Annotated in this window: 9 protein-coding genes; 4 read left to right on the top strand and 5 right to left on the bottom strand. The window is 71.1% G+C overall.

The window, feature by feature from the left end; genetic code table 11:
* Window positions 1–83: 83 nt before the first annotated feature.
* Genes mug through ETD96_RS34695 form a run of 3 tightly spaced genes read right to left on the bottom strand, consistent with a single transcriptional unit; the run spans window position 84 to window position 2,347 of the window.
* Window positions 84–644: a G/U mismatch-specific DNA glycosylase gene (gene mug / locus ETD96_RS34705; protein WP_138640710.1), complete on the bottom strand. Its 561-nt coding sequence runs from the start codon at window positions 642–644 to the stop codon at window positions 84–86.
* Window positions 644–1,363, bottom strand: coding sequence for a sulfite exporter TauE/SafE family protein (locus ETD96_RS34700; RefSeq protein ID WP_138640709.1), 720 nt, complete (start codon window positions 1,361–1,363; stop codon window positions 644–646). Before ETD96_RS34700 ends, mug begins: the two co-directional genes overlap by 1 nt.
* Before the next feature lie 54 nt (window positions 1,364–1,417).
* Complete coding sequence (locus tag ETD96_RS34695; RefSeq protein ID WP_138640708.1) at window positions 1,418–2,347, bottom strand: aldo/keto reductase; 930 nt, start codon at window positions 2,345–2,347, stop codon at window positions 1,418–1,420.
* A 46-nt stretch (window positions 2,348–2,393) separates the two neighbouring features.
* Between ETD96_RS34695 and ETD96_RS34690 the strand changes: the two genes are divergently transcribed.
* A complete protein-coding gene (locus ETD96_RS34690; RefSeq protein ID WP_205719589.1) occupies window positions 2,394–3,014 on the top strand; it encodes a LysE family translocator in 621 nt (206 codons plus the stop codon).
* A 53-nt stretch (window positions 3,015–3,067) separates the two neighbouring features.
* Here ETD96_RS34690 and acnA read toward each other — a convergent pair whose 3' ends face one another.
* Complete coding sequence (gene acnA, locus ETD96_RS34685) at window positions 3,068–5,875, bottom strand: aconitate hydratase AcnA (protein WP_171069375.1); 2,808 nt, start codon at window positions 5,873–5,875, stop codon at window positions 3,068–3,070.
* Between the two features lie 212 nt (window positions 5,876–6,087).
* On the opposite strand from acnA, the gene ETD96_RS34680 reads away from it, so the two are divergent.
* Window positions 6,088–6,834, top strand: a complete 747-nt coding sequence (locus ETD96_RS34680; RefSeq protein ID WP_138640705.1) for a hypothetical protein — start codon at window positions 6,088–6,090, stop codon at window positions 6,832–6,834.
* A 35-nt stretch (window positions 6,835–6,869) separates the two neighbouring features.
* On the opposite strand, the gene ETD96_RS34675 is transcribed toward ETD96_RS34680, so the two are convergent.
* Window positions 6,870–7,268: an ATP-binding protein gene (locus tag ETD96_RS34675; RefSeq protein WP_138640704.1), complete on the bottom strand. Its 399-nt coding sequence runs from the start codon at window positions 7,266–7,268 to the stop codon at window positions 6,870–6,872.
* A 119-nt stretch (window positions 7,269–7,387) separates the two neighbouring features.
* On the opposite strand from ETD96_RS34675, the gene ETD96_RS34670 reads away from it, so the two are divergent.
* Together ETD96_RS34670 and ETD96_RS34665 are read left to right on the top strand one after the other, a co-directional pair.
* Window positions 7,388–8,245: a Scr1 family TA system antitoxin-like transcriptional regulator gene (locus tag ETD96_RS34670; RefSeq protein ID WP_138640703.1), complete on the top strand. Its 858-nt coding sequence runs from the start codon at window positions 7,388–7,390 to the stop codon at window positions 8,243–8,245.
* Window positions 8,193–8,369 (top strand): DUF397 domain-containing protein, encoded by a 177-nt coding sequence (locus ETD96_RS34665; protein ID WP_138640702.1) that lies wholly within the window; start codon window positions 8,193–8,195, stop codon window positions 8,367–8,369. Before ETD96_RS34670 ends, ETD96_RS34665 begins: the two co-directional genes overlap by 53 nt.
* Window positions 8,370–9,230 lie beyond the last annotated feature (861 nt).

Genomic DNA, 9,230 nt, shown 5'->3' with positions numbered 1-9,230 from the left:
CCGCCCCATCGTGGCCCTCGGCCGCACCGACCTCTGGCAGCCGACCCCCACCCTCGTCAACGAGGTCAACACCATGTTCGCCCTCAACCCCTGAGGGCCTCGGCGGCGGTGCGCAGGCGGGCGAACTCGGCGGCGATGCGGTCGAGCGGCCAGCTCGCGTTCAGGCCGCTCGGGTTCGGCAGGACCCAGAGCCTCGCGGGGCCGAACTCCTCCTCCTGCGGGCCGATCTGCGTGCGGGGACGGCCGAAGGCGGTGCGGTAGGCGGTGACGCCGGCGACCGCCAGGTAGGCGGGGCGGTGGCGCTCCACGAGCGCGTGCAGGCGCCGTCCGCCCTCGCGGAGCTCGGCGCCGGTCAGCTCGTCGGCGCGGGCGGTGGTGCGGTGCGCCAGGTTCGTGATGCCGAGGCCGTAGCCGGGCAGGAGGTCCTGCTCGGACGGGTCCAGGAGGCGGTCGGTGAAGCCCGAGCGGTGCAGCGCCGGCCAGAAGCGGTTGCCGGGGCGCGCGAAGTGGTACCCGGTCGCGCCGGAGTACAGGCCCGGGTTGATGCCGCTGAACAGCACGCGGAGCGTCCCGCCGTCCGGCGGCAGGACGTCGGGGATGACCCGGTCGCGGGCGGCCTCCAGGTCGGCCTTCGTGGGACGCATCAGACCAGATTACGGACGATCAGCACCACCGCGGACGTCCCGACGACGATGAGCAGCGCGAGCCGGAGCCGTCCGGCGTCCAGGCGGCGGCGCAGCGGCCCGGCGACGAGGAAGCCCGCGAGGACGAACGGCAGCAGCGCCGCGCCCGCGACGACCTGCCGGGCGGGCAGGTGCCCGGCGGCGCCGAGGACGACGAGGGACAGCAGCGTGCCGCCGGCGAAGTACAGCGCGAGCGTCGCGCGCACGCGGGGGCCGCTCTCGCGCTGGTAGAGCAGCGCCAGCGGCGGGCCGCCGATCCCGGACGCGGTCCCGGTGGTGCCGGAGACGACCCCGGCGGCGGCGAGCGTCCGGCGGTTGCGCGGCACCTCCCGCGACCCGGCCGTCATCGCGAGCGCGGCGAGCACGACGGTGCCGATCACGACGCCGAGGACGCGGGCGGGGACGGCGGCGACCAGCCACACCCCGAACGGCGTCCCGGCGAGCCGGCCGCCGAACGCCCAGCCGAGCCCCCGCGAGTCGACGTGCCCGACCTCCCGCGCGAGCGTCGCGAGCGGGAGGACGAGCGCGACGACCAGGATCGCGCCCGGCATCAGCGACGGGTACAGCAGCGTCACGACCGGCGTCGCGACCAGGCCGACGCCGAGGCCGACGCTGCCCTGCACGATCGCGCCGGCCAGCGCGGCCAGCCCGCCGATGAGGAGGAAGTCGAGAGGGGGCACGCCCGCCGACGCTACCGCCCGGCCCTGCCGGTGGGGATCACCGCCCGGCCGGGATCACGCGGACGCCTCGGTGAGGCGCTTGAGCTGGTCGTCGGTGAGGGTCGTGCGGGCCGCCTCGACGAGCGGCGGCAGCTGGTCGAGGGTGCGGGCGCTGGCGATGGGCGCGGCGACGGTCGGCTGCGCGGCGAGCCAGGCCAGCGCGACGGTCGCGACGGCGGCGCCCTGCTCCTCGGCGACGATGTCGAGCGCCGCGAGGACGCGTTGCCCGCGCTCGGTCTCCAGGTGCCCGGCGGCGCGGCCGGCGCGCACGCTGTCCACCGTGGCGCCGGGCCGGTACTTGCCGGTCAGGAAGCCGGAGGCGAGGCCGTAGTACGGGACGGCGGCCAGCCCGTACCGCTCGGCGAGGTCGCGGCGCGGCCCCTCGTAGGTGTCGCGGGACACGAGGTTGTACTGCGGCTGGATGGCGGTGTACCGGGCGGTGCCCTCGCGCTCGCTGAACGCCAGCGACGCTTCGAGCCGGTCGGGCTCGATGTTCGACACCGCGATCTGCCGGACCTTGCCGGCGGTGACGAGTTCGTCCAGCGCCGTCATGATGTCCCCGACGGGCACGGACGGGTCGTCGAAGTGCGTGTAGTACAGGTCGATGCGGTCGGTGCGGAGCCGGCGCAGCGAGTCGTCGGCGGCGGCCTTGATGGTGGCGGGGGCGAGGCCCCTGCGCTGAGGGTGGCGGCCCACCTTGGTCGCGATGACGATGTCGTCGCGGTTGCCGCGCGCCTGCGTCCACTCCCCGATGATCGCCTCGGACTCGCCGCCGCTGTTGCCGGGCGCGGACGCCGTGTAGGAGTCGGCGGTGTCGACGAAGTTGCCGCCGGCCGCCGCGTAGGCGTCCAGGATCTCGAACGAGCGCTCCTTGCCGGCGCTCCATCCGAAGACGTTGCCGCCCAGGCAGAGCGGAAAGACGTCCAGTTCGCCGATATTGTTCATGTTCAGCCTTCTTGTCCCTTCGGAGTCACCAGGGGATCATTACCCAGTGCAGACCGCCTGTCTCGCCTTCGCCGCCATGGCCGCGCTCCTGACGATCACGCCGGGCGTCGACACGATGCTCGTCCTGCGCAGCACCGTGGCCGCCGGGCGCCGCACCGGCCTCCTCGCGTCCGCCGGGGTCGTGACGGGGCTGATGTGCTGGGCGCTCGCGAGCGCGGTGGGGCTGACCGCACTGCTCGCCGCGTCCCGCCTCGCGTTCGACGTGCTGCGCGTCGCGGGCGCCTGCTACCTGCTGTGGCTGGGCGCGCGCGCCCTCTGGACCGCCCGCCGCCGCACGCGGGACACCGCCGAGCCCCCGGAGGCGCGGACGTCGGGCCTCACCGCGTTCCGCACGGGCCTCACCACCAACCTGCTGAACCCCAAGGTCGGCGTCTTCTACATGAGCCTGCTGCCGCAGTTCGTCCCGGACGGCGCCTCGGTGTTCTGGACGAGCATGCTGTTCGCGGTCATCCACGCCGCCGAGAGCCTGCTGTGGCTGGCCGCCATCGTCGGCGCCGCCGGAGCCGCCCGCCGCGCCCTCGCCCGCCCCGCCGTGAAGCGCCGCCTCCAGCAGCTCACCGGCGTCGCCTTCGTCGGCTTCGGCCTGCGCCTCGCCATCGACCACTGAACGCGGAACGGGCCGCCCCCCCGGAAGGGAGCGGCCCGTCGCGGTGGTGCGGGTTACTTGCGGATGAGGTTGCGCAGGACGTACTGCAGGATGCCGCCGTTGCGGTAGTAGTCCGCCTCACCGGGGGTGTCGATGCGGACGATGGCGGTGAACTCCTTGCCGTCGGCCTTGACCGTGACCTCCTCCGGGACGCCGCCCTCGTTGAGCGCGGTGACGCCGGTGATGTCGAAGGTCTCGGTGCCGGTCAGCCCGAGCGACTCGGCGGACTCGCCGTCCTTGAACTGCAGCGGCAGGACGCCGAGGCCGATCAGGTTCGAGCGGTGGATGCGCTCGTAGGACTCGGCGATGACGGCGCGGACGCCGAGCAGCGCGGTGCCCTTGGCCGCCCAGTCGCGCGACGAGCCGGAGCCGTACTCCTTGCCCGCGATGACCACGAGCGGGATGTCGCGCTCGATGTAGTTGCGCGAGGCGTCGTAGATGAACGCCTGCGGCGCCCCCTCCTGGGTGAAGTCGCGGGTGTAGCCGCCCTCGACGCCGTCCAGGAGCTGGTTGCGGAGCCGGATGTTGGCGAACGTCCCGCGGATCATGACCTCGTGGTTGCCGCGGCGCGAGCCGTAGGAGTTGAAGTCCCGGATCTCGACGCCGTTGTCCTGGAGGTACTGGGCGGCGGGGGTGCCGACCTTGATGGCGCCGGCCGGCGAGATGTGGTCGGTGGTGACCGAGTCGCCCAGCTTCGCCAGCACGCGGGCGCCGTGGATGTCGGTGACCGGCTCCGGCTCGGCGCCCATCCCGTCGAAGTACGGGGCCTTGCGGACGTAGGTGGAGGCGGCGTCCCACTCGAACAGGTCGCCGGTCGGGATGTCGAGGCCGGTCCAGCGCTCGTCGCCCTTGAAGACGTCGGCGTAGCTCTCGGTGAACATCTCCTGCCCGATGGACGACTCGACGATCGCGGAGACCTCCTCCGGCGCGGGCCAGATGTCGCGCAGGTACACCGGGCCGTCGGTGCCCTCGGCGATCGGGTCGTTGAGGATGTCGATGTCCATCGTCCCGGCCAGCGCGTAGGCGATGACCAGCGGCGGCGACGCCAAGTAGTTCATCTTCACGTCGGGGCTGATGCGGCCCTCGAAGTTGCGGTTGCCGGACAGCACCGCGGTGACCGCCAGGTCGTTGTCGTTGACGGCCTTGGAGATCTCCGGCTGCAGCGGGCCGGTGTTGCCGATGCAGGTGGTGCAGCCGTACCCGACGAGGTTGAAGCCGATCTTGTCGAGGTACGGGGTGAGGCCGGCGCGCTCGTAGTAGTCGGTGACGACCTGCGAACCGGGCGCGAGCGAGGTCTTCACCCACGGCTTGCGGGTGAGGCCCTTCTCCACCGCGTTCTTGGCCAGCAGCGCCGCGCCGATCATCACGTACGGGTTGGAGGTGTTGGTGCAGGAGGTGATCGCGGCGACGGCGACGTGCCCGTGGTCGAGCTCGAACTCGGTGCCGTCCTCCAGCTTCACCGCGACGCGCTTGTGCGGCCGGCCGGACCCGTTGGCGTCGACGTGCCGCGGCTTGTCGCCCGCGGTCTCCTGCACGATCGCCGGGGTGTCGGACGCGGGGAAGCTCTCGTTGGACGCCTCGTCCAGCGCGCCGAGGACGCTCTCGACGTAGTTCTGCACGTCCCGCCGCCAGGTGGCCTTGGCGTTGGAGAGGGCGATGCGGTCCTGCGGGCGCTTCGGGCCGGCCAGCGACGGGACGACCGTGCCGAGGTCCAGCTCCATGTACTCGGAGAAGTCGGGCTCCACGGACGGGTCGAGCCACAGGCCCTGCGCCTTGGCGTACGCCTCGACGAGCGCGATCTGCTCCTCGTCGCGGCCGGTGAGCCGCAGGTACTTCAGCGTCTCGTCGTCGATCGGGAAGATCGCGCAGGTGGAGCCGAACTCGGGGCTCATGTTGCCGATCGTGGCGCGGTTCGCCAGCGGCAGCGCGTGCACGCCCTCGCCGTAGAACTCGACGAACTTGCCGACGACGCCGTGCTCGCGGAGCATCTCGGTGATGGTCAGCACGAGGTCGGTCGCGGTCGTCCCGGCGGGCAGCTCGCCGGTCAGCTTGAAGCCGACGACGCGCGGGATGAGCATCGAGATCGGCTGGCCGAGCATCGCGGCCTCCGCCTCGATGCCGCCGACGCCCCAGCCGAGCACGCCGATGCCGTTCTCCATCGTGGTGTGCGAGTCGGTGCCGACGCAGGTGTCGGGGTAGGCGGTGCCGTTGCGGTCGAACACCACGCGCGCGAGGTGCTCGATGTTCACCTGGTGGACGATGCCGGTGCCCGGCGGGACGACCTTGAACTCGTCGAACGCGGTCTGCCCCCAGCGCAGGAACTGGTAGCGCTCCTTGTTGCGCTCGTACTCGCGCTGCACGTTGCGCTGGAACGCCTCCGGCGTGCCGAAGTAGTCGACGATGACGGAGTGGTCGATCACCATCTCGGCCGGCGCCAGCGGGTTGATCTTCGTGGGGTCGCCGCCGAGGTCGCGCACGGCCTCGCGCATGGTGGCGAGGTCCACGACGCAGGGCACGCCGGTGAAGTCCTGCATGATCACCCGGGCGGGGGTGAACTGGATCTCCTTGCTCGGCTGGGCCTGGGAGTCCCACTGCGCGAGCGCGCGGATGTGCTCGGCGGTGACGTTCGCGCCGTCCTCGGTGCGCAGCAGGTTCTCCAGCAGCACCTTCAGGCTGTACGGGAGACGGGCCGCGCCCTCGACGGCGTCCAGCCGATAGATGTCGTACGACTTGTCGCCAACCTGCAGCTTGTCACGGCTGCCGAAGCTGTTCGCGGACACGGACTCCTCCTCCGTCGCCACCGCGCGTCCGGTCCGGGACATGAGCGCGCGGCGCTCGTCTTGATCTTCAGTACTCCCGTCCCCTGGGCCGGCTCGGAGCGGCGGGGCGGGTGGTCTCGTCTACCTTGATCCTGCCCTAGTCGCGGACATGACCGGCAACCAGGGCAGCCTAACTTCCGCAGGTTTTCTCTCGACGTCAAGCTATCCCCAATTTATCTCGACATCAAGCTACTTGCACCCTACGATGCGGCGGCATGGGCGTCGACTGGTACCGCATGCGCCTCCGCCCCGACGCCGGCGCCGCCCTCGGGGCGGCCGTCCGGGCCCAGCGGGCGGCGTTCGCGGCGTCCGGAGGCTGGTTCCCCGACGAGTTCGGCCACCTGGACCCTCCCGGGCCCGCCGACGGACCCGACATCACGGACATGGTGGACGTCGACACCGGCGCCGGGAACTCGCACCGGGTGATCGCGCTCGTCCTCACCCCGCTGCTGCCCGCCGAATGGCGGTTCGCCATGTACCGGAGCTTCCCGCCGGACGAACTGGCCGCCCACCTCCGGCGGTGGCGGACCCACATCGAGGAGGTCCGGGACGGCGGGCACCGGCCGTACCTGCGCGCCTGGCACGCCTACACGACGAGCCGACGCCTGGCTGACGAGTGGTCGGCGCTCCGGCAGCAGGCTCTGAACGCGGTTTCGCGCACGAACGCGCGGGCCGTCCGTCCCGAGTTGGTGGACGTGCGCGAACACATCCTGGCGCTACCGTCCCCCACCGTAGGCCCGGCACCCCGCTGGGGTGGCGAGAACCAGGCGGCCCCCATCGATGCCGTGCCCTACATCCGCCTCGCGCGGGAGTGGAACCGGCGCGTGCCCGCCAACCAGAAGGTGCACGTGGCGCAGCCGCCGTCCTTCAGTGACTTCCTGGACGACGACTCCCCGGACGAAACACTCCACTGGATGGAGGAGGCCGCCGAAGAGGGCTACGGCCTGCTCCTCGACTGGTGAACGCCCGCGTACACGTCGCCCTCAGCCGGGGGAGGTCAATCGCAGGCGAGCTTCGCCCACACGATCTTCCCGCCCTCATTGAGGGGCCGGACGCCCCACGCATGGACGATCTCCGCCATGAGCTGGAGTCCGCGTCCCGACACGGCCGCATAGTTCTGCGCCCGGACAACCGGCCGCTCCTCACCGCCGTCCCACACCTCGATCACCGGGAGCCCGTCGCGCTCGTCCCGCAGCACCCGCACGACGATCGGCCCCTCACCGTGCCGGTACGCGTTCGTGACGAGTTCGCAGACCACGAGCCGCCCCACGTAGTCGTCCTCGATCCCCCAACCGGCGAAGAGCTCCGCGAGGAACAACCGGGCGAGCCGGGGCGCCTGGTCATTGGGTTCGAGAACGAGCGGCGACGCCCCCTCCGGGGCAAGTGCAGTGAACATCGCTGAGACCTTCGAGTGAGCCTGTGTTCGAATCACGACACAGAGTCACGTGGTCACGCTAAGTTGGCACGCGTACGCAGCGCAGTCACAACAACACGGAACGCGGAGGCCCACCCCCCATGGCCACCAACGAACCGCCGGACCCGAAGAGCAGCATGTGGTCCTTCGTCGCCTACTACCTGCGTTTCTGCCGCAACCAGCGCGGGCTGTCGGGCGAAGCGGTGGGACGCGTCATCACCGCGAGCAAGGCGACCGTTTCACGCATCGAGAACGGCATAGAGCGCCTGGACGCCCAACGCGCGGCCCTGCTCGACAAGGCGTGGGAGACGGGCGGAGTCTTCTCGATCCTGGTCTGGTACGCCAGCATCGGCCACGACCCCCAGTGGCTGGCCCAGTACAAGACCTTCGAACAGCGAGCGCGCATCATCCGGATCTTCGAGCCGCTCGTGATCACCGGCCTGTTCCAGACCGAGGAGTACGCCCGAGCGCTCCTGACGGGTGGAGGCATGTCCGACCCCGAGCCGTTCGTGACCGAGCGGATGACTCGAAAGGGCGCCCTTGACCACGTCTTCCTCATGGTGCTGTTGAGCGAGGCCGCCTTGCGGTGGCCGGTAGGCAGCCCGCGAATCATGCGTGAACAACTCGCACACGTCCTCGAAATGGCGGAGCGGCCGAACATCGTCGTCCACGTGATTCCGCAGACCTTCGAGACCGGTGCGCATCCGGGCCTGGACGGTGGCGTGAAGCTCGTCACGGGCGACGACTTCGGTGAGGTCGCCTACACCGAGTCGCTCGGTGGCGGGCGGCTTGTATCGTCTCCCGCAGAGGTCGCGGAATACGCGATCCTGTTCGCGCGGATAAGCGCCAAGGCTCTCCCCGAGCACAGGTCGAAAGACCTGATCAAGACGGCTATGGAGGCGTTCAGTGACGACGACGTGGCGCAAGAGCAGTCACAGCGGCACCCAGGGCGGGAGTGAATGCGTCGAGGTCGGCCGTCTCCCCCGGACGATCGCCTTCCGCGACTCCAAGAACCCGGACGGCCCCAAGCTCATCGTGGGACGTGACGAATTCGCGGCTCTGCTGGCAACCCTGAAGCACTGAGGCTCGCGGCGCGGCTGCTACCGCCGGTCGGGGCGGACGATGAACCAGGCACCCGAGGGTGCGACCCAGATCAGCAGGCCGGGCCAGACTTGGACGAGTCGCCAGTCTGGGCGCTGTTTCAACCTGTGGTGGCGTCTGCAGAGCGGAGCCAGGTTGCAGCGGCAGGTGGTCCCGGGCCGCCACGGGACCGTGTGGTCGAGGTCGCAGCGGTGGGATGGCTGGTTGCAGCTCGGGAACACGCAGGTCTCGTGCCGGGCCTCGACCTCCCGGCGCATCGCCGCTGACGGCCGGTAGCCGGGCCGACCGTGCTCCTCCTCGTCCCCTCGGCAGGCCGCCTCCCGGGCTCCGGCAAGTTCATGCCGGATGCGCTGTACCGCTCGTCGCACAGCATCCGGCAGCTCCCGTGAGGGAACGCGGCCGCTCACGTGGGCCAACCGCTGACCGATGACGTCCGCCAGCATCGAAACCTCGGCGTCACCGCCGGAGGACCCGTCCGAGCCCGAGGCTCGACGATCACCGGGCGGCCGGTCGCTTCCACGTTCACGGGGCGGGTCACCGCGGCTCCCGACTGGGTCGGGTCCACTGGCCGCATCGGCGATGTCAGCGTGGTCGAGCCGGGCCGGCGTCGGCTGGGGCTCGCCATGTGCCCACGATGCACCGTCCGCCATGGACGCCTCCGCAGAGGGAAAGCCGCCGTCTGCGCTGGCGGAGGCGGGAAGCAAGTCACGGGTCACCCAGGCACGACGACTCTGCGCGGACGCCGGGACGCCGACCACGTCACGCGACGTTGGGTCCGTAGTGGTCCCCTGCACCGTCACGGTCGCGAGGGCGGGGGCGGGGACCTGTCTCTTATACACCTCT

Source organism: Actinomadura geliboluensis (assembly GCF_005889745.1).
GTDB lineage: Bacteria > Actinomycetota > Actinomycetes > Streptosporangiales > Streptosporangiaceae > Spirillospora > Spirillospora geliboluensis.
The sequence above is the reverse complement of the archived record's forward strand: the minus strand, read 5'-3'. Positions and strand labels throughout refer to the sequence as shown.